Source organism: Desulforapulum autotrophicum HRM2, assembly GCF_000020365.1.
Lineage (GTDB): Bacteria > Desulfobacterota > Desulfobacteria > Desulfobacterales > Desulfobacteraceae > Desulforapulum > Desulforapulum autotrophicum.
In genome coordinates, this window is record NC_012108.1 from 143,529 (window position 1) to 168,351 (window position 24,823).

The following is a 24,823-nucleotide window of genomic DNA, read 5'->3' on the forward strand; positions in this document are numbered from 1 at the left end:
AGGTTTATGATGGATAAGATCAAAAAGATACGCAATAATCTAAAAAAATTTACAAAGCCATATGATTTAGCTGGTTCTCACAGAACCAGCAACATGATTGATCGACTCATGCAAAGGATGGATCGATATTTATTCAATACCCAATATTTTCACGGCAATATTGAGTCGGCTGAACTTGGAATTCGCGCATGGGCTCTTATTAACAATTTTGCCCCTTCGAACCCTATGACAGTCCAAAAGTATCAGGGTCTGCAAAGCCCGGCCGAAAGGCTAAACGGATTTCGGTATCATGAGAATTGGTTACAAAATCTTATGATCTCAAGCTCTTTAAAAGGGTACAGGAGCCCTCCCCGAAATCCGTTATAATCAGAAATTATTGAGGTTGCCCGATCAGGATTCACTGCGCGTGAAAAATAATGATGTACATGACATGAAAAATTACGGCTGACCTCCGACTATCCCTAATAAATTTAAGGAGTCCATTATGGCAGAAAAACTAAATTTATACAGCTCCCGCATCACAGGTCCCAAGTCCCAGGGAGCATCCCAGGCCATGTTGTACGGTGCCGGACTGACCGATGCGGATATGGAGAAGGCTCAGGTGGGGATCAGCAGTGTCTGGTACGAGGGCAACCCCTGCAATATGCATCTCAACGATCTGGCTGCCCTTGTGAAAGAAGGCGTGGTAAATTCAGGCCTTGTGGGGCTCAGATTTAATACCATCGGGGTGAGTGACGGGATCTCCATGGGGACTTCCGGTATGAGCTATTCGCTCCAGTCCAGGGATTTAATTGCCGATTCCATTGAAACCGTCATGCAGGCACAATGGTATGATGCCAACATTTCTTTACCCGGATGCGACAAAAACATGCCCGGCTGCCTGATCGCTATGGCAAGGGTTGACCGCCCGGCCCTGATGATATACGGCGGCACCATACGAGCCGGATGTCTGGACGGAAATAAGCTGGATGTCGTCTCTGCTTTCCAGAGTTATGGTGAATACCTGGCCGGAAAAATCAATGATGACCAGCGTCGGGCCATTGTTAAGAACAGTTGCCCGGGAGCAGGCGCATGCGGCGGTATGTACACTGCCAATACCATGGCCTCGGCCATAGAAGCCATGGGGATGTCCCTGCCTTACAGTGCCAGCAGCCCGGCAAATTCCCAGGCCAAACAGAAGGAATGCCTTCAGGCGGGGGCGGCCATTAGAACCCTTTTGGAAAAAAATATAAAACCCAGCCATATTATGACACCAAAGGCATTTGAAAATGCCATGGTGGTTATTACGGCCCTGGGCGGCTCCACCAATGCAGTGCTGCATATGATTGCCATTGCCCGTTCCATCAATGTCCCCCTGACCATTGATGATTTTCAAAGAATCAGTGACCGTGTTCCTTTGCTGGCAGATATGAAACCCAGCGGTCAGTACCTTCAGGAAGATCTGAATAATGTGGGCGGGATACCAGGGGTAATGAAACGATTACTCCATGCGGGTTTACTGCATGGCGACTGCCTGACCGTAACCGGAAAGACTTTGGCTGAAAATTTGAAAGATCTGCCGCCACTTCAAAGCGGGCAGCAGGTCATCCGTCCGCTTACCCATCCGGTTCACCCCAGGGGCCATATTCAGATCCTGAAAGGAAGCCTGGCCCCTGAAGGCGCTGTGGCCAAACTCACAGGCAAGGAAGGGCTGCGTTTCACCGGGCCGGCAAATGTTTTTGATTCTGAAGAGGATATGCTCTTAGCTCTGGAAAACGGAAAAATCCATAAAGGTGATGTCATCATCATCCGCTTTGAAGGCCCCAAAGGCGGACCCGGCATGCCTGAAATGCTGACACCCACCTCAGCCATTATGGGGGCAGGTCTTGGTAAAGATGTGGCCCTGTTAACTGACGGCAGGTTTTCAGGGGGATCCCACGGTTTTATTGTGGGACATATCACCCCTGAAGCCCAGGAGGGCGGCCCCATCGCACTGGTTCAAAATGGTGACCCAATTACCATTGATGCTGACACCAATATAATCGACGTCGATATCTTGGAATCTGAATTGAAGCGGCGTCAAAGGTCCTGGCAGGCTCCGCCCCTTAAGGCTGTCCGGGGAACCTTATTTAAGTACATTAAGAATGTATCCTCAGCATCAAAGGGGTGTGTAACGGATGAGTAGTATGACATCCGATTGCCATTATTTTTAAAGTTAAGGGCCATGGAAACAATAATATGTACCATTCAACTGATCAGCTGTTCTTTGGTGCTGTCTTTCATTTCAAATGGATATAAACAGGATTCTATACCTTTGTTCCCCCTGAACGGCAACCGAACGCTGCCGCCATGGAAGGCGACTGGTTGACACCCGGACGAATCATGCACATACTCAAAAGACAAGCGGACTCCTGATCGCCCCTCTAACTTTGTATTTGACCATGCTTGATTTCAAACCCGATACCAGAACCCCCAGGGTCCGTAACCATAAATAGTGCCTGACCGAAAACCCGTGTTTGGATGAAAATTTGCCCAGATGCAAGGCGCAAGCAAAGCTGAAACCGGAGCGTACTGTAGTACGTGAGGCCCGATTTATAATTTGGCAGCTTTGTGCAGCAACGCAGCAGGTGGGTGAGTTTTCTTTCAAACACTAACTATCAGGGGGACTCAATGCTTTCAAAAACATACCGTAATTTTTACGAAAAAATAATTAAAACCATTCCAGAAAATAGAATATTTTCAGATCCGCTGAGGACCCTGGCCTATGGAACCGACGCAAGTTTTTACCGGTTAATACCCAAAGTTGTAATCAATGTTGAACACGAGAAGGAAGTGGTGTGGATCCTGAAGGCAGCGGCCAAGGACCGTCTGCCCGTAACCTTCCGGGCTGCCGGAACCAGTCTGTCCGGCCAGGCGGTGACTGATTCGATCTTGGTTCGCCTCGGTGAAGGCTGGAAAAGGTATCGTATCTTTGACAAGGCGTCTAAAATCAGCCTTGAACCCGGGGTGATCGGCAGCTGGGCAAACATCTATCTTTCCGAGTTCGGCAAGAAAATCGGCCCGGATCCGGCCTCCATTGACTCGGCCATGGTGGGCGGAATTGTGGCAAACAACGCCAGCGGCATGTGTTGCGGTGTTTCTGAGAACAGCTACAAAACCATCGCAGACATCCGAATCGTTTTTTACGACGGCACAGTGCTGGATACCGCTGATGACAAGAGCAGGTCCGACTTTAAGCGTCAACACCCCCAGATTATCCAGGGAATAAATGCCCTGAAGAATCAGGTGGCCGGAAACCAGGCCCTGGCAGACCGCATCCGGCACAAGTTCAAGATAAAAAACACCACGGGTTACAGCCTCAACGCCCTTGTGGACTTTGAAGATCCGTTTGAAATCATCAAGCACCTCATGGTGGGCTCCGAAGGCACCCTGGGCTTTATCTCCGAGGTGGTCTACAACACCGTGGTGGAGCATCCCCACAAGGCCTCTGCCCTGATGCTGTTTCCCGATATTGAAAAAGCCTGCCAGGCCACCATCCTCCTGAAAAACCAGCCTGTGGCAGCCGTGGAACTCATGGACAGGGCCTCCCTGAGATCGGTGGAAAACAAGCCGGGTATGCCCGGGGAGATCAAGGGACTCGGAGAGGGGGTCACTGCCCTGCTCGTGGAAACCCGGGCGGAAAGCATGGCGGAACTGGACGGCAAGATCCGCCGGATCAACGAAGCGGTCAGCACCATTGATCAGACCACCCCCCACACCTTCACCCCTGTCCCCGAAGCATTCACAAAGCTGTGGAAGATCAGAAAAGGACTGTTTCCTGCGGTGGGCGCGGTGCGTGATCCAGGTACCACTGTGATCATTGAGGATGTGGCCTTTCCCATGGAAGACCTTGCCAGGGCGACACTGGACCTGCAGGATCTGTTTAAAAAATACAAATACACCGAAGCAATCATCTTCGGCCATGCCCTGGAGGGTAACCTGCACTTCGTATTTACCCAGGCCTTTGATGAACACGAAGAGGTGGACCGCTACCGAGGCTTCATGGACGAGGTGGCGGATCTTGTGGTCAACAAGTATGACGGTTCCCTGAAGGCCGAACACGGTACCGGCAGAAACATGGCCCCCTTTGTGGAGATGGAGTGGGGCCGGGACGCCTATCTGCTCATGAAACAGATCAAAAACATCTTTGACCCCCACGGGATTCTCAACCCGGGGGTGATCCTCAACGACGATGCCCAGGCCCATATCAAAAACCTGAAACCCATGCCCGAAGCCGACGAAATCATCGACACCTGTATTGAATGCGGGTTCTGTGAACCCGTCTGCCCATCCCGGCACATCACCTTTTCGCCCAGACACAGGATTGTGGGCTGGCGGGAGACAAAGCGCCTGGAAAAAGAAAAACCCGGCAGCAGCGAACTGAACAGACACCTGAAGGGCTATGCCTATGACGCCATGGCCACCTGTGCCACTGACGGCCTGTGTAAAACTCGATGCCCGGTGGACATCAACACCGGCACCTTTATCAAAAAACTCCGGGCCAGGGAGGCAAAGACCTGGCAGAAAAAGAGTGCACAAATCGTTGCAGATCAGTTCAAAAATACCACCACCGCCATCCGTCTGGGGCTGACCACAGCGGATCTCACCCACAGGCTTGTGGGAGAGTCCCTCCTGACCCAGGCCACCTCGGGCTTGAGAACCCTCACAGGTGACCTGCTTCCCCTCTGGAACCCTTCAATCCCCGGACCGGCCGGAAAAGTCAGAAGACCCGGCAGCAACCCGAGAAACCCCCTCAAAGTGGTTTACTTCCCTTCGTGCATCAGCAGAACTTTTGGCTCACCCAGGGATGACGGGGACAGACAATCCCTTCCCGATGTGACATTGAATCTGCTTGAAAAAGGGGGGTACGATGTCATTTACCCCGATGGAATGGAAGGGCTCTGCTGCGGCATGCCCTTTGCCAGTAAAGGATATGTGGACCCGGCCGAAAAAAAATCCAGGGAACTCGAAGCGGCCTTGATCAAGGCCAGCCAGAACGGCAAATACCCTGTACTGGTGGACACCAGCCCCTGCCTCCACCATATGAAGGAAACGTTTTCCCAGGGACTTGATCTCTATGAACCCATAGCGTTCACCCTGAAATTTTTGAAAAACCGGCTCCGGTTCATGGGCAAGGAGGAACAGATCGCCATCCACTCCACCTGCACCACCATCAAGATGAATCTGGAAGAAAAGATGCTGGAACTTGCTTCCCTCTGCAGTAACAACGTGGTGGTGCCGGAAAATATTAAATGTTGCGGGTTTGCCGGGGATCGGGGATTCACGGTTCCAGAGCTGAATGCGTCCGCCCTCAAGACCCTCAGGGGCAAAGTGGCAGGGTGCAGTGAGGGATTCTCCACCAGCCAGACCTGCGAAATTGGTCTCTCACTCCATGGGGGGATTTCCTACAAATCCATTCTCTACCTGGTGGATCGATGCACAGAACCCATTGTCCAGACCCGGGAACTATAGACCGTCCGCCCCTGGCTGGGATCCGTTGCGATTGATGGTTGAACCATTGACTGGTCTGCGCGGCGAATTAAAGCAACACCCTTAAATGAGTTGAAATGCTGGGCTTAAAGACCATAAGGAACCGCCAACAAAAACGCGCACGGATTATTTAATTGGATTTAGTAATAGTAGATGTTATACAGGCAGTTTGACATGATTTAAATAAAGAGGTAATTAATGATACCCATTGACACTTTAGCTGCATTTTTAACGGCGTCTATTCTGTTAGCTCTTGCACCAGGGCCTGATAATATATTTGTACTGACACAGTCTGCAATTAATGGGAGATCCGCTGGCATATTTGTCATCCTAGGTTTGTGTACGGGTCTAATTGTGCATAGCAGTGCTGTCGCATTGGGAGTTGCCGTTATTTTTCAAAGATCTGCAACTGCATTTTTTATCCTCAAAATGATTGGTGCTGGTTATCTTGCGTATTTGGCTTGGCAAGCCTTTCGTGCTTCCGCTGATCAGATTCCAAATGAATCAGAAAAGGATCTTATTCCATGGAAACTTTATCGACGTGGAGTTATAATGAATATCACAAATCCTAAAGTCTCCATTTTTTTCTTAGCATTTTTACCTCAATTTGCTGATCCACTAAGGGGTCCGGTATCAATGCAAATATTGTTTCTGGGTGGGCTGTTTATCATCGCGACATTATTCGTTTTCAGTAGCATCGCTTTTTTGGCTGGGAGTCTTGGTCAATGGCTAAACAAGTCGGATCGCATACAGACAACTCTCAACAAGATTGCAGGTACTGTTTTCCTAGGATTGGCTCTTAAACTGGCAACAACAAAACAATAGCTAAGGTTATTTCTGGGGGGTGATTATTCTAAACAGGCAATGCGTTAACGTGGGTTTTGGAAATTTTGTGGGTGGAATTTCACTGTCCTGATAAAGATCCTGGTGATTCCGTTATTTATCAGCTTCCTTTTTAAGCATCCTAAACAGTGACACTGCCATGAAAAGAATGACAATACCAAAGGGCGCACCTGCGATGATCGAGGCCTTTTGAAGGGCTTTCAGGCCGCCGCTGACCAGGAGCACCAGGGCTAGGGAACCGATAACTGTTCCCCAGATAAACTTCATGGCGTTTGTAGGTTCGGTTTCTCCGTTGGACATCTGCATGGCCACGAAAAACGAGGCCGAATCTGCAGAGGTGATCAGGAAGATGATGAGATTGACCAATACGATGAAGCAGACACCGCTGCCCCAGGGATAGGTTGACAGCAGCACATAGATGCCCGACCCCATGTCCTGGTCAAGGGCCATGGCAAGGTTTGCGGTCCCTGTTATCTGAGCGTGTTGGGCCGCGCCACCCACGATGCTGAACCAGACAATCCCCACCAGGGTTGGTACCAGGACCACACCCAGGACAAACTCCCTGATGGTTCTGCCCCTGGAGATCCGGGCCAGGAAACCGCCACAAAAGGGCCCCCAGGAAATCCACCAGATCCAGTAGAAGACCGTCCACCAATGGAGCCACTCCCCTTTTGTCTTATTGACATCGGTCCACAGACTTGTGCTGACAAAATTGCTGATGTAACTGCCTGCACTCTGGACCATGAGATTCAAAAGATCGGTGGTCGGGCCGGAAAAGAGGATAAACCCGCCCCAACAAAAGGCGATGATCACATTAACGGTGGAGAGGTGCTTGACCCCTTTGTCAATGCCCGAAACGGCCGAAAGAACATAGCAGACCATTAGAAACACCATGAAGACAAGCTGTCCGTTGAGCCCAAGGCCTGCACCGAAGATATGCCTGATTCCGGCATTAATACTGATGATGCCGAGACCTAGGCCCGTTGACACCCCCGCAATTGTGGCAAAGGCAGCCAGGGCCTCCACAAACCGCCCCAGGGCACTGTTGATGATCCTATCGCCAAAAATGCCGTAAAGGGAGATGGAGACGTTCATGGGTTTGCCCAGGCGATAGGCGGGAAATGCAATGGCCAGCCCCACCAGGGCAAAGATGGCCCAGGCATGGATGCCCCAGTGCATGATTACAATCTGGATGGCAACAACCCTGGCCTGGGGAGTACCTGACTCGGCAAGGTAGGGGGTGTTGAGGTAGTGGAGAATCGGCTCACCCACGGCCCAGAAGGCATATCCCGCACCAACGCCGCAACTGAAAAGCATGGAGATCCAGGCAAACCTGGAAAATTCCGGGGTATCCTCCTCCCTGCCCAGTTTCAGCTGTCCGTATCGGCCAAAGGCGATCACCAGGGTAGTGATAAGGATCAGGGTGATGGAGAGGACGAAAAACCAGGAGAAGCGGGTGGTGATAAAAGTCTGGATGCCGGTGAGGAGGACGTCAAACCTCTTGGGAGCCAAAGCCCCAAAGGTCACGGCAGCAAGGGTGATGGCAAGGGTCACAAAGAAAAGAATTCGGTCAAATTCTCCCAGGGCCGGGGCAGAGGAAGTCTTTTTCATGGTCAGTATTGCCGTTTCATCGTGGGGTATCATGGCGGATTCTTTTCTCTGGGTTGGAAGGGGCACCCGGGGAGCCCTCCATGGGGTTAAGGTGGATCAAGCCTTGATGTTACCGGCCCTGACTGCTTTAAGATAGTTCATGCCGTAGTTGTCGCAGCCCTTGTGTTGACCATGGCATAGGCCATTTCCAGCACTTCGGGATACGGGCTGTCCAGGCAAAGGGGAAGTTCAGTCACCTCCTGGATAATCTCCAAAAGCCACGCCATGTCTTCTTTTTCGTGGCCAATTCTGGCCCCGGCATTGATGTCAATGTAGCTAGCCCCGCAGGCCTCCAGTTTTTTTATATCGGCTTTGATATACTCAGCATCCCGGTCAATGACCGCTGCCTTTACTTTTTTAAGGGTGGTGTTGATCCTTTCTCCGATCACTTCAAACATAATATCTCCTTTTTTGCTTGCTTAAAATCAATTCGGGGCAGGCGGATCCATCATGGCATCCGCCCTATCCCGGATCAAGGTGATGTTCCGTTTAATTCAGGTAAGACTTGGCAAGCTTACTGGCAGAGCCGGCATCAGGGGCTTACCCGTCCGCACGGATCTTATCCCCCCGAAATAGCCTGATTAACCTGGTTTATGAGGACATCTGCGTTCCCTGAGATCAATGTTTCTGTAATGGCTGCAAAATCTGACATTATAATATTTTTCTATTGTATGTTTATTGTTCTTCAGAAACCTGTTTGGTTGTGGCATCATAGACCATTTTCCTGCTCCGGCATTTGCTGCCGAAATCTTCACGCATCCACTTCATTACGGAGAAGACCATCATGGCAATGATGATGTATACCGGCACGGCCAGGATGACCGAGGCGATCTGGACGATCTTGAGTCCTCCGATGATGATCATGACAAAACCGAGCACGCCGAGCATGATGGCCCAGAACAGCCTGTGCCAGGGAGCTGGTTCCTCGTCTGGCAGCAGTCGATCGCTGGCCATGGATGCCAGGGTATAAGCCGCACCTTGAAAGCTTGTGGCCTGGTAGACAAACCCGATGATCATGAACAGGGGCAGGACGATGGAAAACAGGGGCAGGGATTCCAGCATGCTGATAATCACAAAAGGGGCTCCCTGGCTCTGCAACGTGGTGATGAGGTTACCGCCGCTCAGGTGAAGATCCACGATGGTTCCGCCGAAAACCAGGTAGAACATGGACGTTCCAATGGTGGGGCAGACCATGGATCCGATGATCATTTCCCTGATAGTGCGGCCCTTGGAAACCCTTGCGATGAACAACCCCATGTAGACGGCCCATACCACCCACCATGCCCAGTAGAACACGGTCCAGTCCTGGGGCCACCCGGTCTTGAGGATGGGCTCTGTATAGGTGCTCATCTCAAGAAAATTCTGGATCATCACCCCGATGCTCTGGGAGTAGTAGGACATGAGAAAAGAGGTATTTCCCACAAGGAACATGAAGAGCAGCAGGACGATGATGCCGTAGACATTCCAGTCGGACAGGATCTTGATTCCTTTGTGGAGACCGAGGTAAGCCGTGGTGCCGAAGATCGCGACCCAGATAATAATCACAGACGCGTCCAGGCCCGTGGACTGGGCAATGCCGAACTCCTTGGTGAAGCATGCCGACATCAGGGGCACGCAAACCCCCAGGGAGGTGCCCATACCACCAACAGTTCCCAGCAGGATGATGCAGTCGATAACCTTGCCCACCTTGCCGGAGGCATACTTGCCCAGGACCCCTTCACAGGCGACGCTGGCCTTGAGAAAAGGAATTTTACGTACGTGGTAGGTGTAGCCGATGCCCACGGCAGCCATGGCAAAGAGTCCCCAGGCAGAAAATCCCCAGTGAAAAATACCGTAACTGATGGCCCATTTGGCGGCCTCAGGTGAGTCCGGTGCGATGCCAAAGGGGGGACTCGACAGGTAGTAGATGGGCTCCACCGCTGCCCAGTACATGAGGGCAAAGCCGGATCCTGCCGTGAGCATGACGCTGATCCAGCTGAAGGTTGAAAACTCGGGCTTGTCGTCCGGCCCCCCGAGCTTGATGGACCCGTATTTACTGAAGGCAAGCCAGATCAGCCAGAGGAAACCGCCCAGGGTGAACCATTCGATCAGGGAATCAAAGTTATGGGTGATGGAGTCGAGCACCGAGGAGATCGTGGTCCTGCCGGCTTCCGGGTTGACCATGAGCAGTATCAGTACTGCCAGGATCAGAGACACCGAAGGCCAGAAGATATAGGGGTCTATCTTGGGTTTATTCAATTTTCATTACTCCTTGTTTTAAAAATGAAGGTGCAGAAAAAAATAACTGTTTAGACGGCCGCAGCCATGAATGCCTGGAGTTTCTCCTCGGCCTGGTCGCTTAAAAGAGTATCAGGGGCTGCCGCGATTCGTTTGAGATACACTTTGTTGGCCGTTTCGACCACATCCGGGGCCCCGGCTTTTTCCCACTTGTCATAGCTGGCCCAGGAAGAGACAGTGGGCCGCCATGCGCCCCTGCAGGCTGCCAAGGTAGACGGATGCATGAGAAATGAGCCCTGGGGACCGACACTCTTGATCACATCAAGGGCAAGGTCTTTTTCAGAAGTGCCCACACCGTCCATGATCCGTATCATCCTTGAGATCATCTCTTCGTCCAGGATGAATTTTTCAAACGAGTTGGTCATGATGGAATCCATTACTCCGAGGCACTCGTTGATCACATGGGAGCCCCCGGCAATGCACATGAACAGGTTCTGCATGGTCTCATAGCCGGCCTGGGCATCGATGGTCTTTGCGTCGGTAAGTCCTGCCATGGACCGGGTGGGTAGATTGTACAGTTCCAGGGCCAGCTGAAGATTGATGATGTTGATCAGGTTTGACTCGGGAGATCCTGTGACGTACTGGCCGTTCTGCAAGTTGGGCATGGCCGATGAGGGAGAATAGATATAGGGTGTACCCGGATTGATCTGCTGCATGAGTACAAGACCTGCTAGCATCTCGGCATTCTGCAGGGCTGCCGCACCAAGGGGGCTGACAGGGGCGGATATGCCGGCCAGGGCGCAGGAAAGAATGGTCACGGGCTGACCGTATTTGGCAAAGGTAATGATGGTCTGGAGGGGCGTGCTGTCGTAGGCCAGGGGGCTCAAGGGGTTGATGCTCACATAGATGGAGGGATGGGTCTTGAGGTAACCTTGTTCTCCCACGGCGATCTCAAACATGTCGAACATCTGTTTGACCTCTTTGTAGGTGCCCACATTGTTGCGGATGGGCTTGTCTGTGTGTTTGATCATCTCATAGAAGATCCTGAGGTGACGCCCTTTTGAATCAATATCTGAAGGCTCCACCGGAATGGCACCGCTGACATCGCACACATCGCTTGTATGGGCAAGCTTATAGAAGTTAATCAGGTCCTCCATGGTGCCCTTTCGTTTGCCCCCCTTGATATCCTGGGCAAACACGGGGCCGTTACTCGGTTCAACATGGACACGGGTCTGGCCCTCCCCCATGATGATGGATTTTTTGTCATCCCTTCCCCATAGTTTAAACGAAGCAGGGGCCGTCTCTATGGCTGCCTCGAGCATCTTCCTTGGTATGAAAACCCGATGTCCCTCTGCCCGGGCGCCGCCCTGTTCCAGGATATCCACGGCATCCTGCAGCTGAAATTCAATGCCCACGGTTTCAAAAATTTCAACGGTTGCTTCATGAACCTGTTTGAGGACCTCTGTTTCAACGACTCTTATTTTGCTTGCTAATCCCATTCTGGACTCCTTTCATTGTCAGATCTTTGAAAGACCCTGATTAATAGACTGTTTCCATTACTTGAAGGGAGTAAAGAGCATGAAGCATACCAGGGGTTTTTTTTCTGCAGACAGTTTTGCGATGATTCAAAATAACCATCTGAAATCTAAGATTTTTCACAAACAAAGTTTTTACATAGGCCCGGGCTGGGCCAAAATGTGATCGCCCAGGAATCAAAGGGAGGAAATTCAGCCCCGTAGAAGATCTTCTAAAAAGCAGAAGATCTTCTACGGGAAAGTTGAGCCCTGGCTTCTGATCGAAATTTTATGGCTGGAAGCCTGCCTGGTGGCAGGCCGGAGAAGTGTCTCCTATAAAACCTTCTTGCACTGGTACCGGAAGGTGTGGTGGTTGAGGTTGAGAAGCTTTGCGGCCTTGGTCTCGTTTCCCTTTGCCATCTTAAGGGCCTGGTTAAAGTAGAATCGATCCACCGCGGCCCGGATCTCGTTGATGTCAATGCCTGCGGCCGGGATCGGGGCAAAGTTGTCATAGGGACCGGTCATCATCTCCCCCCTTCGCACCTGGTCCAGGCCGAGATCCTGCGCCGTTATCTGCTTACCCTGGGCCGTCAGCACCCCCCGCTCCATCATGTTTTTGAGTTCCCGGACATTGCCGCTCCAGGAGTATTGCATCAACAGTTCCAGGGCCGCCCTGGACAGGGTGACTCCAGGGATGTTGAATTTTTCAGAAAAGTTCCCGATAAAGTAGTTGGCCAGCAGCTCAATGTCTTCAGGCCGATCGTTCAAGGAGGGAAGATTGATTCTGATCACCCCCAGCCGGAAGAAGAGGTCCTTTCTAAAGGTTTCTTTGCTGATCATGGTTTCAAGGTCCTTGTTGGTGGCCGATACGATTCGTGTATTCACCCGGTTGACCCGGGTGCTGCCCACCCGATAGAACTCGCCGTACTCGAGGAATCTCAACAACTTTGCCTGGACCTCCAGGCTCATGTCCCCCACTTCGTCCAGAAACAGGGTTCCACCGGCAGCCGCTTCGATCAATCCCTTTTTCCCGGTGGCGCTGGCCCCACTGAAGGCACCCTTTTCATAACCAAAAAGTTCGCTTTCGATCAGTTCTCCGGGGATGGCCGCGCAGTTGACCGTGATAAAAGGGCCTTTATGATGGGGGCTTCGATAATGGATGGTGCTTGCGATGAGCTCCTTTCCCGTGCCGGTCTCACCAAGAATAAGCACAGGGGTGTCAGGGCTCTTAGCCACCCGTTCAATAAAAGTCATGATCTCCTGGATGGCATGGCTCTCGCTGATGAAACAGGGCAGGTTCTCCTTGAGTTGACTCTCCTGGATCGCCCGGATCTCCTTTCGAAGGCGGATGGTTTCAAGGCCGTTTGAAATGGTCACCTCGAGTTCCTCCATGTAGATGGGCTTGACCACATAGTCATAGGCCCCGAGTTTCATGCAGGAGATCACCGAGGTGATATCCTCGTAGGCGGTGATCATGATGACGATGATCTCCCGGTTCTGATCCTTGATCGCTTCAAGGGCCTCAATGCCGCTGAGGCCGGGAAGCCCGATGTCCAGGAGGACCAGGTCGGGCGGGTCGGTCTCCATCGCTTCGATTGCGCTCTCTGCATCTTCAAATCCCAGGAGGGTGTAGCGCTTTCCAAGGGTGAGTCGGATACCCTCCCGGATGGTCTCTTCGTCATCCACGATGTAGATCTTAAAATCAAGGGTCATGGTCTGCTTCTCTTTATTATTGGAATGTTTACCTGCATCAACGCGCCGCCAAGGTCACTTGTGGAGACAGTAAATTCTCCCTTGTGATCGGAGATGATCCTGTGGCAGATACTCAAGCCAATGCCGGTGCTGTTTTTCTTTGTGGTAAAAAAGGGCTCCAGGATCCGCTGGCGGATGTGAAACGGAACGCCATGGCCTGAATCCTCCACCCTTATGGAGATGAAATGTTCGTCGTGGTCGGTTGTTATGAGGAGGGTCTTTGTTTCTATTTTTTCCAGGGCATGGGAGGCATTATTAATCAGGTTCAGTACCACCTCCTCAATGAGAAGGGGCTCGGCATGGCAGAGGGGGAGATCTGGATCAAATTTGCGGACCAGCGTGATTTTGCTCTTCCTGAGGGTGGCGGCAGAAAGGGCGATGGCCTCATCAATGGGCTTGTGGAGGTTGGCTGGAACAAACTTGGGCTCATGGGGTTTGGAAAAGTTCATCACCCTGCGTATTACGGATTCGATTTTCCCGGATGCGGACTTGATCTGCTGGATCAGGGGAGAGGTCTCTGCCATCTCCTCCCAGCCCAGGAGATGCTGTTCCAGGGCATTGAGGTAAATATTGATGCCAGACAGGGGATTTCTGATCTCATGGGCGATGCCGGCTGACACATGGCCCAGGGAGGCCATCTTGTCCTGGATGATGAGCAGCCGTTCCAGGTTCTTGGCCTTTGTGACATCCATGGTGGTAATAAGGGTTGCCATACCTTCCTGGACGTTAAGGGGGGTGGCCCGGCAGTTAACCCATTTGAGCTGCCCCTGGGAAGGGGGCTCATGGGGGTAAAACCTGAATTCAAGCTCGGCGGAATTTGAACTTGAGGTGAAGGTGCGGTAAAAATCCTCAACCTTGTCTATATCGTCCGGGTGAATGGTGGAGAAACTGCCGTGGTGGAACAGGGGCATGAGGCCTTTCAGCCGTTCCTGCTCTGGATTGCTGAAAACCAACCTTCCCTTCCTGATGATGGAGATGCCAAAGGGGGAGTTTTCCACCAGGTCCCTGAATCTTTTTTCGCTGCTTTTCAGGGCCATTTCAGCCTCCCTTCGCCGAATCATTCGCCACATTCCGTCAAGGAGCAGGGAGAGCTGCCGCTGGTCGCTCTCGTCGTACCGGTCGGCTTTATTTCCCACACCGGCGATTACAACCACCTGGTTTTCATTCACAACCGGAATGTTCATGTACCGGTATATGGTTGCGTGCTGCTCTGGTACGCCTCGCCTGAACGGGTTGGACTCCATGTAGTCATTGGAGATGACAGGCTTTTTTTTGATGATGGCGTCCCGCCACAGTCCCATGGTCTTAGATGAGAAATCGGATTTATCGTTTTTGAAGACGGTCTTCTGGTAGGAGCGCCCCAAACTGTCCACGGTGTAGAAAAGACTGTCCTTGCCGGCAAAGGCAAGGTAGCCGAACTGACTTTTTGTGAGGCGAATGGCCTCCCTAAAGGCAAAGTCAATGATGGCGTCGATGGATGCATCGTTCATTTGGGCAAGCTTAAGCAGGGCTTCCAGGCGCATCTCGTTGAACCGGAGTTCCCCAGTGCGCTGGGCCACCTGGACCTTGAGGGTGCGGTTAATAAACTTGAGGGTGCGGTTAATAAAGAGGACGGTGCCCACGATCAGAAAAAAGGCAATGCCAAGGCTTGCGGTGATGTACCAGAAAGTACGGTTTTTGTACCAGGGATCCTGGGTAAGGCTTATCCAGCGGTTATAGATGGTCTCCCGTTCCCCTGGCGTGATCCGGTTCAACCCCTTGGTGAGGATGGAGTGGAGCTTTGGCCAGTCCTTTCGGGTGCCAAGGCTGTAGGTGGCGATATAATCCGTGGTTCCGGCCAGGCGAAGGTTGGTGAGCTGGCTCTTTTCAATGGCATAGAGGGCGTTGGGCATCTCCATGATCATGGCGTCGATCTCACCGAACGAGACCATTTTAAGACCCAGGGCACCGGTTTCAACCGCCACCACGTCAAGCTCTGGGTAATTGTTTTTCAGGTAGTCAAAAACGATGTAGTCCCTGGGCGCCCCCACCCGCATCCCAGTCATGGTCCCAAGGGAGAGTTTTTTCTTAAAGGATTTTTTGACAATGATGGTGGTATTAAGGTTAATGTAAGGATCTGTCCAGTTCATGAACCGTTGCCGTTCTTTGTTGGCATAGGCGGCGGATATGACATCCACCTCCCTGTCCTTGGCCATCTTAAGCACCTGGCCCCAAGTGTCGGTCTGGATAATCTTAAATTTGATGTCCAGCTTTTTCTCGAGAAGATAGATGTATTCAGCAACAAGCCCGGAATATTTTCCGTTTGCATTGAAAAATTCCAGGGGCTCCCAGTCTGGTGCAGGGGAAAGGCGGAATGTCCGATTGTGGTCGTTCAGCCATTTCTGTTCGTCGGAGGTGAGGATATTGTTCGATGAAAACGCCGGACTGGTCACCAAAAGAGCACACCAGAGACCAGCAAGAAAAAAAAAGGACTTTGATAATTTAACCATCAGAAAACAACACGTTTAAAACATCAGAATTAACGAGGCCCTTTTCAATCCTGACCCCTGCCCACACCGATTGCAGGCTACCACAGGACAGGGTGGAGCACAACCGGTTTGCCAGGCCATAGGTTTCCCTAACATGATAAAGTGGAAAGATATAGTCAAGCCTTTTAGTTTCAGCTTTTGAATGTAACTCTAGGATCCTTGGCCAGGACAAGGCCCGCACTAACTTAAAGGGCCTTGAAAATTGTCGCCGGTACCGGACACGACACCTGGAGAACATTGTTCCTGCATACCTCAAGAATCTTTAAGAACCATGAGAGCCGCATTTTTTATTTGGATCTGATTGGGTAATCCGGTACTTTTAAACCGGACGTCTTCCCGGCCGGGATTATCTTTTTCTCCAATTCTGAATTTATCGAGTCTGATTCTCTCTATCCAGGCGAATATGGGACCGCATAAACTTGAAAAGGTTCGTTATTTATTCTGCAAAATAAATACCCGTCCCAAGGACGATCAGGATGAGTGAAAGAACCGTGAGATACCAGAGTGTAAATTTAATTTTAATACTTAACCCATTCATCCCTTTTGCATCCGATAGCCCGCCCCCCTGACAGTGGTGATAATTTTCTTGCCCGCTTCAGGATCAATTTTTTTGCCTGATCTGGCGAATGTAAACATCAACAAGATTGGAGATACTGTCAAAATCATAGTCCCATGCATGGGCTTCTATCATGCTTCGTGTAACAACAGCATTCGGGTTGCGCATCAAATATTGAAGAATTACAAATTCTCTGGCCGTCAGCATTAAAACAGGGGTGTCATCCTTGGCAAAACCAAGGATAGGAACCGCCGTCTGAAACAACTGCTGGAGGATTTCCACAAGCTACAGCTCAACATGAAGCCCAGCCTCGTTTCCGAGGATGTGATCGGCAATACCTACATCTATCTGATTGAGCGCTTCGCCTCCGACTCTGGAAAGAAGGCTATTGGGAAGTAAATTAGAATGATGAGGTATAAAATATGAAGGATGAATTAAAAAAAATCAGCACAGGGTACTCATAATTCAGGACTCGCCAGTGGTGAAGCCGCCAAGGGTCAATTTCTGGTTTATCAGGCTGAAGATGGCAAATTGAGGCTGGATGTTCGGTTTGAGGATGAGTCGGTCTGGTTGACTCAACCGCTGATGGCAGAGCTTTTCCAGACGACACAGCAGAACATAAGCCAGCATGTGTTAAACATTTACGAGGAAGAAGAACTGGCCCCGGAGGCAACTCACAAGAAATTCTTGTCAGTTCGATTAGAGGGAAAGCGGGAAGTCAAACGCATACTCGATTATTACAATCTGGACATGATTATCTCTGTCGGCTATCGGGTAAAAAGCCATGTGGCGACCCGATTCCGCTTCATCAAAATCACTCAGCGACTTCGACAAGGTGGTCAAGCAGATCGAAACCACCAAAAAGAAAGGGAAAAGAGATGGCTAGCTTATTCGTGTCCATTGGTTTGCACTCGTGGTTAAAAACAGGAGATTCTAAAAATGATAAATTTCAATACGCTTGATATACTAAAACAGAAAAGGAAGTGAGTATCTCTTCAGCGAGGAAAATGTTCAGTCGGCTATCCAGAAGCTGAAAAATGTCAAATACGACGGGCTGCTGAAAACAAATGAGGCAATTTATGATCTGATCACTCTCGGAACGGCCTTGGAGCAGGCGATTGAGGGTGATTCGAAAAGCTTCAACATGAACTATATCGATTGGCGCAATCCCAGCCGCAACAGGTTTCACGTCACGGCCGAATACAGTGTTGAACGCTCAAGATCAACGGAAACTGCCCGGCCGGACATTGTTCTTTTCGTCAATGGTATTCCATTTTGCGTGATTGAATGTAAAGCGCCGCAGGTTGAGGTGGAGTTCGGCTTTATTGTCGACTATGCAAACGTCCTTGGTGAACTGGACAAAGCGCTCACAATGTACAGCGCATTTGAAGGGTTTGATGAATCTGACCTTGTCGGCACCCTGACAGCCATTAACAGTGAAATCGAAAAGCTGCCGGGCCGATATTCCGATCTCTGGGATCTATTTAAAACGGTTAAGCATTTCTACGACGAGGAAGCCTATGAATTGCTGCTTGCCGATGAGAGCTTACGTGAAGAGTTTTACGACCGCCTTTCGGACTTTGGAAAAACGCTTGGCATTGCACTTTCTTGTGAAAAATTTCTGACCGAAGTCGATGGGAAAATCTTGTCCAGATAACAAGGCCGATCTGCGGAGGTTTCAGTCACTCAAGGTGTCTGTCAAGCTCAAATATGCAGAGGCCATTGATTATCGGGATTACGAGCCAAAAATCAAAAAACTTTTGGATACCCATATTCAAGCCAATGAAGTTATTCAACTGAATAAGCCGGTTAATATCTTCGACGATGAAGCATTCATGGTTGTGAAAGAGGAACAGGCAATCTATGGTACAACGCCAAAAACCACAGCTTCAAAGGCTGATACGATTGCACATGCCACAAAGAAAGTGCTTACCGAAAGGATGGATGAAGACCCAGCGTTTTACGAGAAGTTCTCAAAGCTGATCCAGCAGGCGATTGAAGATTTTCGGGCTAAGAGAATATCTGATCTGGATTATCTGATCTGGATTATCTGAACAAAGTCGTGGATATCCGTAACAAGGTTGTCGGTAAGGTGCATGATGATATACCCGATAAGCTTGCCGGTCGGGGAAATGCCATTGCCTATTTCGGAGGCTTATGCCTTTCCTCGGAAAACACGAAATAGATGAAGAAAACCTTGAAATCGCTGCGGCTGATACGGCAATTGCTATTCATGGTATTTTTGAAAAGCACAAGAAAGTTCATTTCTGGGATGATGAAGATGCTCAGAAACAGACCGTTAACGAAATCGATGATTATTTCTATGATGAACTCAAGACGGAAAGAGGCATTGAATTGTCGCTTGATCCGATGGATGACATCATCGAGCGGGTGATGCAGGTGGCAAAACACAGGGGCTATAAATAATGAAGGCATTAATCCATAACGACAAACACTCGGTCGTTTACAGGCGGAAGACCATTTATTTCCGTCTGTTGTGGTGTGAGAGAAAAACGATGGAAAATGGTATGCGGAAAAGGCACAATTTCAATTTGCAAAGAGTCTGGATCGCTGCTGGCAGAAATTCAAAGGTCTTGGCATAAGCCAGCCTAAACTATCCATTAAACGAATGCAAAAAAGATGGGGCAGCCTTTCAGATAAAGGCACAGTAACCCTCAATACTGACCTGATAGGGGCACCAAAAGAATGCATTGAATATGTTATTATGCATGAGCTGTGTCACCTGAAATATAATGATCATAGCCCGGACTTTTATAAGTACCTCGACTCTGTCATCCCGGGCTGGGAGAGAATAAAACACAAACTTTAGCTAGGCATGTCATGAATTTAAAGTTTTAAATGCGTCAAACATTACTGTGGTAAATATTCGGGTTAGTTCTTTATAGGTGCTAAGTCTCTGATTGCCGTCTTGAACTCGGAACAGATCGGGCATAAAAATCGAAAGTAGCCTTCTGGGTTTGAAACATGGAAGGGTTACCTCCCGGAATTATCAGACAGTGTCAAAAAAAACCTGCTGATAGTTTAGTTCTTTCATGACGGCTCTGCCGCAGGCTTGTCATGGTCCAGTATGCAGGATGTTGCCAATACGGGCTCAAACTGTTGTGGCCAGGTGATTTGCTTCAGGCCGGATTTTTCTGTCATGCCTTTTGACATCTGGTTGAAAACCCATTGATGAAACGGATAAAGCAGATACCAGTAAAGGATACCAGCGATACCTTTTGGCTTAAAAAATGATAGAATCATCAACTCTATCTCCTGGTTTGAACAGGGCTTTAACCGTATTTGAAAAAAAGCCTCACCCGGGGATTTCATCTTGGCTACAAGTATGAGGCTGTTTGAAGGTACAACCTCAAAAACCTGCCAGAAATCAACGATGTCTCCGGCTTTAAGTTGGTTGTTTGAACCCCTGCCGGGAAGCAAACCAACACCACCTGAAAGCCTGTCAATTGCACCACGAATTTTCCAGAGTGTGTTTCCACCATAATAGCCCTGTTCCCCGCCTATTTTTTCAACGATTTCCCAGAGATTATCACGGGAGCCTTTTACCCGGGTCCGGTATCCCATTTTGAATAATGTGCCTCCTGAGTAGCCGGCATCACCATTTACACTCCATTCAGGATAGACGTTTAACCGACTGCTCTCCCGGCAATCATCAATCTGTTCCACCAGGGTTCTTTGAAGAGTCCGCCGGATAGCTTCTCGGCAATTGACCAATTTTTGTGGAATCATCTTTGTGATTCTGTTTTCAGTGCAAATGGTCGGTATACTGAGGCCTTCTGCAAGGGGTTGTGCAATAGATGCGGGTACCGGTGTCACAAGGTGGATCCATAGCGATGACAACCTTGGGGTTAACACTGGAACAGGTATCATAACAGGTTTTGTTAGACCCGCCTCTTCTGCGAAAATTTTGAAGAGTTCCCTGTAGGAATACACATCCGGGCCTCCGATATCAAAGGTCATCCCTCGGATTTGAGGATGATCAATACATCCTGTAAGGTATCCCAAAACGTTGCTTACAGCAATAGGCTGGGTCGGCATGCTGACCCATTTGGGGGTTATCATCACCGGCAATCTTTCAGCAAGGTATCTTAATATTTCAAAACTTGCGCTTCCGGAGCCCAGGATCATCGCAGCCCTGAGAATCGTAACCGGCACACTGCCTTTTTTCAGTATTTCCCCGACTTCATTTCTTGATATTAAATGCCTGCTGGCATTTTTGTCTGTAATGTCACCTAAACCGCCAAGATAAATGATGTGTTCGGCATTTTCAGCTTCAGCAGCCGCCGCCATATTTTCAGCGCCGATCCTGTCCGCAGTTTTGTATTCACCCTGTTTTGAAATCATTGAGTGAACAAGGTAGTAAACAGTACCGCATCCATGGACAGCTTTTTCCAGGGAATCTCTATCAAGGATGTCACCTTTTACCAATTCAATATCTGAATGGGTTCCCCAGGAACGTTCAGCCATTTTTTTGATTGATCTGCCCATGGCCCTGACCCTGTAGCCAGAACGAAGAAGTATTGGGATAAGACGGGCCGCAATGTAACCTGTGGCACCAGTCACAAGAATTCGTTTGGTAATTCCACCTTTATTTTCGTCAAATTCTTTTTTCAACGATCCACCTTTATCAGTGTTTACAACGATAATAAATTTAGAAAACTTCTTGTTATTTCTGGCTCACAGTCTGACGAGAAAAGGACACCATCGTTTTATCTGTAAAAGATTATGGGGGGATGTAAATTCTGTCAACTCTTTTTATCCGATCTTAAGCTCGCAAATCACATACAGACCCGTTTTAATAAACCGCATTGTAATTGATTCCTTTTGACATTGGAGAAATCACATTTTATAAGAAACACCCACCGAAACATCATCAGTGAAGGCTTTTCAAACTTCGTTGTGGCCAGGAGGGCAGATCCCCCGCTCCGGCCGTGCCGGTTTTATATGAAACTCGCTTCGACCGGCCGGCGGAAACGGGTGTTGCCCTTCACTCATTCTCGCAGGCCGTCCATGGCCTGCTCCGAGGGAAATGGCAACTCCTTGGACCTCGTGTCCACCGTTGCCATTTAACCCGTTCAGGGCAACACCCGTTCCCACCGGCCTACTACTGTCGAGTTTCATGCTTCGTTGTGTCCGCTAGGACATGTGGGTTATATGAAACTCTCGTCGGACCGGTAGACGGGAACGGGTATAACCCTCCGCTCATTCTCGCAGCCCGTCCTGGGCTGCTCCGAGGGAAACGGCAGCTCCTTCAGCGTCCATGCTGACCGCTGCCGTTTAATCCGCTGCGGGCAATACCCGTTCCCGCCCACCTCTGCTGTCGAGTTTCTATATTCGTTGTGGCCAGAGCCGATACTTCGCTCCGGCCGTGCCGGTTATATGGAATAAAATACTTGACATTTGTGATAATAAAAGTTAAACAATAACCATTATTATTATAAAATGATGAGGCCTAGCGTGAAATCCCAAAAAACAAGATTTGAAACTATCATCCAGAAATTAAGGGATAATGGTCATAAGATAACACCCCAGAGGATTGCTATTGTAAAAATTATTGCTAAAAGTATAGGCCATCCAAGTGTTGAAGATATCTATCATCAAATCAAAATTGATTTCCCCACTATGAGCCTTGCAACAGTATACAGAAATATTGTATTGATTAAGTCTCTTGGTGAAGTTCTTGAACTTGGTTTTCCGGATGGGAGTAACCGATACGATGGGAATAAGCCTTACCCTCATCCCCATGTCATTTGTATCAAATGTAAAAAAATTGTTGATCCTGACCTGGACAGTCTGGATAATATGACAAAAGAAGTAGAGGAAGAAACGAATTTTAAAATTCTAAATCACCGGCTAGACTTTTTTGGTATCTGCAGTAATTGCTTGGCTAAAAAGGTTTAATATATTTTTTTATCATTGGTTGATAACAGTTATCAGCTAATATTTCATCTCTATAACATAAAAATTAGGAGGATAACATGTCCAATGAAGGAAGCAAGTGCCCAGTGATGCACGGCGGTGCTACATCGAGCAGCATCTCAAACATGGAATGGTGGCCCAAGTCGCTTAATCTTGACATTCTCCATCAGCACGATTGCAAGACTGATCCCATGGGAGCGGACTTCAACTATCGGGAGGAGCTCAAGAAACTCGACGTGGCCGCACTCAAGAAAGACCTGCATGCCCTGATGACTGACAGCCAAGACTGGTGGCCTGCGGATTGGGGACACTACGGTGGTCTCATGATCCGAATGTCCTGGCATGCCGCCGGCACCTATCGCATCGCTGACGGACGAGGTGGCGCAGGCACCGGCAATCAACGCTTTGCACCGCTCAACTCCTGGCCGGACAACGTGAACCTTGACAAGGCGCGTCGTCTGCTTTGGCCCATAAAGAAAAAATACGGCAACAAACTGAGTTGGGCCGATTTAATTGCCTACGCCGGCACCATCGCCTACGAATCCATGGGATTAAAGACCTTTGGGTTTGCCTTTGGGCGGGAAGATATCTGGCATCCGGAAAAGGACACCTACTGGGGATCGGAAAAGGAATGGCTGGCCCCAAGTGGCGCCCCCAATAGCCGCTATTCCGGCGAACGTGACCTTGAAAATCCGCTGGCCGCAGTGATGATGGGGCTGATCTACGTCAACCCTGAAGGCGTGGACGGTAACCCGGACCCGCTCAAGACCGCCCGCGACGTGCGCATAACCTTTGCCCGTATGGCCATGAATGACGAGGAAACCGTCGCCCTCGCCGCCGGTGGTCACACGGTGGGCAAATGCCACGGCAACGGAGATGCAGCGCTTCTTGGGCCTGAGCCCGAAGCTGCGGATCTTGAAGACCAGGGAATGGGCTGGATAAACAAAACCAAGCGTGGTATTGGCCGCGACACGGTAAGCAGCGGCATTGAAGGCGCATGGACGACAAATCCAACCCAATGGGACAATGGCTATTTCCACCTGCTGCTCAACTATGAGTGGGAATTGAAAAAAAGTCCGGCCGGTGCTTGGCAGTGGGAGCCAGTCAACATCAAGGAAGAAGACAAGCCCGCCGATGTCGAAGATTCTTCGATCCGGCACAATCCGATCATGACCGATGCGGACATGGCCATGAAAATGGACCCTGAGTATCGAAAGATATCTGAACGCTTTCACAAAGACGCTGACTATTTCTCCAAAGTGTTTGCACGGGCATGGTTCAAATTGACGCATCGTGACATGGGACCGAAGGCGCGTTATTTTGGTCCTGATGCACCCCAGGAAGATCTGATCTGGCAAGACCCGGTTCCTGCCGGACCCACGGATTACGATATCAAGGTTCTGAAAGGCAAAATAGCCGCCAGTGGTCTAAGTATCAGTGAAATGGTCTGCACCGCATGGGATAGCGCCCGAACCTTCCGGGGTTCAGATAAACGGGGCGGCGCCAACGGAGCGCGCATCCGCCTTGCTCCGCTAAAAGATTGGGAAGGAAATGAACCGAAGCGTCTGAACAAGGTATTGTCCGTGCTTGAAAAAATCGCAGCCGATGGCGGTGCAAGCGTGGCTGATGTCATTGTCCTGGCCGGTAATGTGGGTGTCGAGCAGGCCGCAAAGGCTGCCGGGTTCGATATTACAGTCCCCTTTTCACCTGGCCGGGGTGATGCAACAGAAGAAATGACCGATGTCGAATCCTTTGAAGTGCTGGAACCCCTCCATGACGGTTACCGCAACTGGCTCAAGAGGGACTATGTCGTTAGTGCGGAAGAGATGATGTTAGACCGCACACAACTTATGCGGTTGACCGCCCATGAGATGACGGCGCTGGTGGGCGGCATGCGCGTTATCGGCACCAACCACGGCGGCACCAAGCACGGTGTATTCACCGAGAATGAAGGCGCGCTGACCAACGACTTTTTCGTCAATTTAACGGACATGAATTATACATGGAATCCGGCCGGCAATAATTTATATGAAATTCGCGACCGGAAAACCGACCAACTCAAGTGGACGGCGACACGAGTTGATCTGGTCTTCGGATCCAACTCAATCCTTCGCGCATACGCCGAGGTTTATGCGCAGGATGACAACAAGGAAAAGTTTGTTAAAGACTTTGTAGCATCCTGGGCAAAGGTTATGAACGCTGATCGTTTTGACCTTGCATGATTATAGTACAAAGGGAGCCGATGAATTTTAAGAATTCACTGAACTTTTAAAAGATTTATCGGCAAACTAAAATGGTATTTGGTCAAGATTATT

Annotated in this window: 19 protein-coding genes and 1 pseudogene; 10 read left to right on the plus strand and 10 right to left on the minus strand. The window is 49.8% G+C overall.

Annotated elements, in window-relative coordinates; all coding sequences use genetic code 11:
- Positions 1-484: 484 nt before the first annotated feature.
- The 3 genes from ilvD (at position 485) to HRM2_RS00585 (ending at position 6,333) form a co-directional block, all read left to right on the plus strand.
- Entirely contained in the window at positions 485-2,164 is a 1,680-nt protein-coding gene (gene ilvD / locus HRM2_RS00575) for a dihydroxy-acid dehydratase (RefSeq protein WP_012662493.1), read from the plus strand.
- Positions 2,165-2,649: 485 nt separating this feature from the next.
- The gene (locus tag HRM2_RS00580; protein WP_012662494.1) at positions 2,650-5,490 is read left to right on the plus strand and encodes an FAD-binding and (Fe-S)-binding domain-containing protein; all 2,841 of its coding nucleotides are present in this window, start codon (positions 2,650-2,652) and stop codon (positions 5,488-5,490) included.
- Positions 5,491-5,706: 216 nt separating this feature from the next.
- A complete protein-coding gene (locus tag HRM2_RS00585) occupies positions 5,707-6,333 on the plus strand; it encodes a LysE family translocator (RefSeq protein WP_012662495.1) in 627 nt (208 codons plus the stop codon).
- Positions 6,334-6,444: 111 nt separating this feature from the next.
- Here HRM2_RS00585 and HRM2_RS00590 read toward each other — a convergent pair whose 3' ends face one another.
- The 8 genes from HRM2_RS00590 to HRM2_RS27445 form a co-directional block, all read right to left on the minus strand.
- Positions 6,445-8,028, minus strand: coding sequence for a BCCT family transporter (locus tag HRM2_RS00590; protein ID WP_012662496.1), 1,584 nt, complete (start codon positions 8,026-8,028; stop codon positions 6,445-6,447).
- 71 nt (positions 8,029-8,099) lie between these two features.
- On the minus strand, positions 8,100-8,399 hold the full coding sequence (locus tag HRM2_RS00595) for a dihydropteroate synthase (protein WP_012662497.1): 300 nt from the start codon (positions 8,397-8,399) through the stop codon (positions 8,100-8,102).
- A gap of 277 nt (positions 8,400-8,676) precedes the next feature.
- On the minus strand, positions 8,677-10,239 hold the full coding sequence (locus HRM2_RS00600; RefSeq protein ID WP_012662424.1) for a BCCT family transporter: 1,563 nt from the start codon (positions 10,237-10,239) through the stop codon (positions 8,677-8,679).
- Positions 10,240-10,289: 50 nt separating this feature from the next.
- Positions 10,290-11,717, minus strand: coding sequence for a trimethylamine methyltransferase family protein (locus HRM2_RS00605; protein WP_012662423.1), 1,428 nt, complete (start codon positions 11,715-11,717; stop codon positions 10,290-10,292).
- Positions 11,718-12,065: 348 nt separating this feature from the next.
- Positions 12,066-13,445 carry a sigma-54-dependent transcriptional regulator gene (locus HRM2_RS00610; RefSeq protein WP_012662498.1) on the minus strand — a complete coding sequence of 460 codons (1,380 nt, stop codon included), beginning with the start codon at positions 13,443-13,445 and terminating at the stop codon, positions 12,066-12,068.
- Positions 13,442-15,916: a GAF domain-containing protein gene (locus HRM2_RS00615; protein WP_232364262.1), complete on the minus strand. Its 2,475-nt coding sequence runs from the start codon at positions 15,914-15,916 to the stop codon at positions 13,442-13,444. The genes HRM2_RS00610 and HRM2_RS00615 overlap by 4 nt, the downstream gene beginning before the upstream one ends.
- 697 nt (positions 15,917-16,613) lie before the next feature.
- On the minus strand, positions 16,614-16,850 hold the full coding sequence (locus HRM2_RS00620; RefSeq protein ID WP_012662501.1) for a winged helix-turn-helix domain-containing protein: 237 nt from the start codon (positions 16,848-16,850) through the stop codon (positions 16,614-16,616).
- Between the two features lie 183 nt (positions 16,851-17,033).
- Positions 17,034-17,198: a hypothetical protein gene (locus HRM2_RS27445; protein WP_232364311.1), complete on the minus strand. Its 165-nt coding sequence runs from the start codon at positions 17,196-17,198 to the stop codon at positions 17,034-17,036.
- On the opposite strand from HRM2_RS27445, the gene rhuM reads away from it, so the two are divergent.
- The 5 genes and pseudogenes from rhuM to HRM2_RS28230 all read left to right on the plus strand — a co-directional run.
- Positions 17,154-17,489, plus strand: coding sequence for a RhuM family protein (gene rhuM, locus HRM2_RS00625; RefSeq protein WP_202944701.1), 336 nt, complete (start codon positions 17,154-17,156; stop codon positions 17,487-17,489). The two genes, HRM2_RS27445 and rhuM, sit on opposite strands and share 45 nt — an antisense overlap.
- Before the next feature lie 100 nt (positions 17,490-17,589).
- The gene (locus tag HRM2_RS26850; protein ID WP_083776483.1) at positions 17,590-18,225 is read left to right on the plus strand and encodes a type I restriction endonuclease; all 636 of its coding nucleotides are present in this window, start codon (positions 17,590-17,592) and stop codon (positions 18,223-18,225) included.
- Positions 18,203-18,622 carry a hypothetical protein gene (locus HRM2_RS26855; RefSeq protein ID WP_012662503.1) on the plus strand — a complete coding sequence of 140 codons (420 nt, stop codon included), beginning with the start codon at positions 18,203-18,205 and terminating at the stop codon, positions 18,620-18,622. The genes HRM2_RS26850 and HRM2_RS26855 overlap by 23 nt, the downstream gene beginning before the upstream one ends.
- A gap of 103 nt (positions 18,623-18,725) precedes the next feature.
- On the plus strand, positions 18,726-18,995 hold the full coding sequence (locus HRM2_RS26860) for a hypothetical protein (RefSeq protein WP_012662504.1): 270 nt from the start codon (positions 18,726-18,728) through the stop codon (positions 18,993-18,995).
- Positions 18,996-19,101: 106 nt separating this feature from the next.
- A pseudogene (locus HRM2_RS28230) lies at positions 19,102-19,398 on the plus strand (M48 metallopeptidase family protein); the annotation flags it as partial.
- Between the two features lie 221 nt (positions 19,399-19,619).
- Here HRM2_RS28230 and HRM2_RS00635 read toward each other — a convergent pair.
- Both HRM2_RS00635 and HRM2_RS26440 read right to left on the minus strand, forming a co-directional pair.
- Positions 19,620-21,203 (minus strand): SDR family oxidoreductase, encoded by a 1,584-nt coding sequence (locus HRM2_RS00635; RefSeq protein WP_012662506.1) that lies wholly within the window; start codon positions 21,201-21,203, stop codon positions 19,620-19,622.
- Positions 21,204-21,476: 273 nt separating this feature from the next.
- Entirely contained in the window at positions 21,477-21,710 is a 234-nt protein-coding gene (locus tag HRM2_RS26440) for a hypothetical protein (RefSeq protein WP_148214530.1), read from the minus strand.
- A 336-nt stretch (positions 21,711-22,046) separates the two neighbouring features.
- Between HRM2_RS26440 and HRM2_RS00640 the strand changes: the two genes are divergently transcribed.
- Positions 22,047-22,490, plus strand: a complete 444-nt coding sequence (locus HRM2_RS00640; RefSeq protein ID WP_012662507.1) for a Fur family transcriptional regulator — start codon at positions 22,047-22,049, stop codon at positions 22,488-22,490.
- 77 nt (positions 22,491-22,567) lie between these two features.
- A complete protein-coding gene (gene katG, locus HRM2_RS00645) occupies positions 22,568-24,730 on the plus strand; it encodes a catalase/peroxidase HPI (protein ID WP_012662508.1) in 2,163 nt (720 codons plus the stop codon).
- Positions 24,731-24,823: the final 93 nt, after the last annotated feature.

Excerpts from the sequence above, each read along its gene's own strand:
- ilvD (WP_012662493.1), top strand. The coding sequence starts at position 485 with ATGGCAGAAAAACTAAATTTATACAGCTCCCGCATCACAGGTCCCAAG.
- HRM2_RS00580 (WP_012662494.1), top strand. The coding sequence starts at position 2,650 with ATGCTTTCAAAAACATACCGTAATTTTTACGAAAAAATAATTAAAACC.
- HRM2_RS00585 (WP_012662495.1), top strand. The coding sequence starts at position 5,707 with ATGATACCCATTGACACTTTAGCTGCATTTTTAACGGCGTCTATTCTG.
- HRM2_RS00595 (WP_012662497.1), bottom strand. The coding sequence starts at position 8,399 with ATGTTTGAAGTGATCGGAGAAAGGATCAACACCACCCTTAAAAAAGTA.
- HRM2_RS00605 (WP_012662423.1), bottom strand. The coding sequence starts at position 11,717 with ATGGGATTAGCAAGCAAAATAAGAGTCGTTGAAACAGAGGTCCTCAAA.
- HRM2_RS00610 (WP_012662498.1), bottom strand. The coding sequence starts at position 13,445 with ATGACCCTTGATTTTAAGATCTACATCGTGGATGACGAAGAGACCATC.
- rhuM (WP_202944701.1), top strand. The coding sequence starts at position 17,154 with ATGGCAGAGCTTTTCCAGACGACACAGCAGAACATAAGCCAGCATGTG.
- HRM2_RS27445 (WP_232364311.1), bottom strand. The coding sequence starts at position 17,198 with ATGCTGGCTTATGTTCTGCTGTGTCGTCTGGAAAAGCTCTGCCATCAG.
- HRM2_RS26855 (WP_012662503.1), top strand. The coding sequence starts at position 18,203 with ATGGGAAAATCTTGTCCAGATAACAAGGCCGATCTGCGGAGGTTTCAG.
- HRM2_RS26860 (WP_012662504.1), top strand. The coding sequence starts at position 18,726 with ATGCCTTTCCTCGGAAAACACGAAATAGATGAAGAAAACCTTGAAATC.
- HRM2_RS26440 (WP_148214530.1), bottom strand. The coding sequence starts at position 21,710 with ATGAAACTCGACAGTAGTAGGCCGGTGGGAACGGGTGTTGCCCTGAAC.
- katG (WP_012662508.1), top strand. The coding sequence starts at position 22,568 with ATGTCCAATGAAGGAAGCAAGTGCCCAGTGATGCACGGCGGTGCTACA.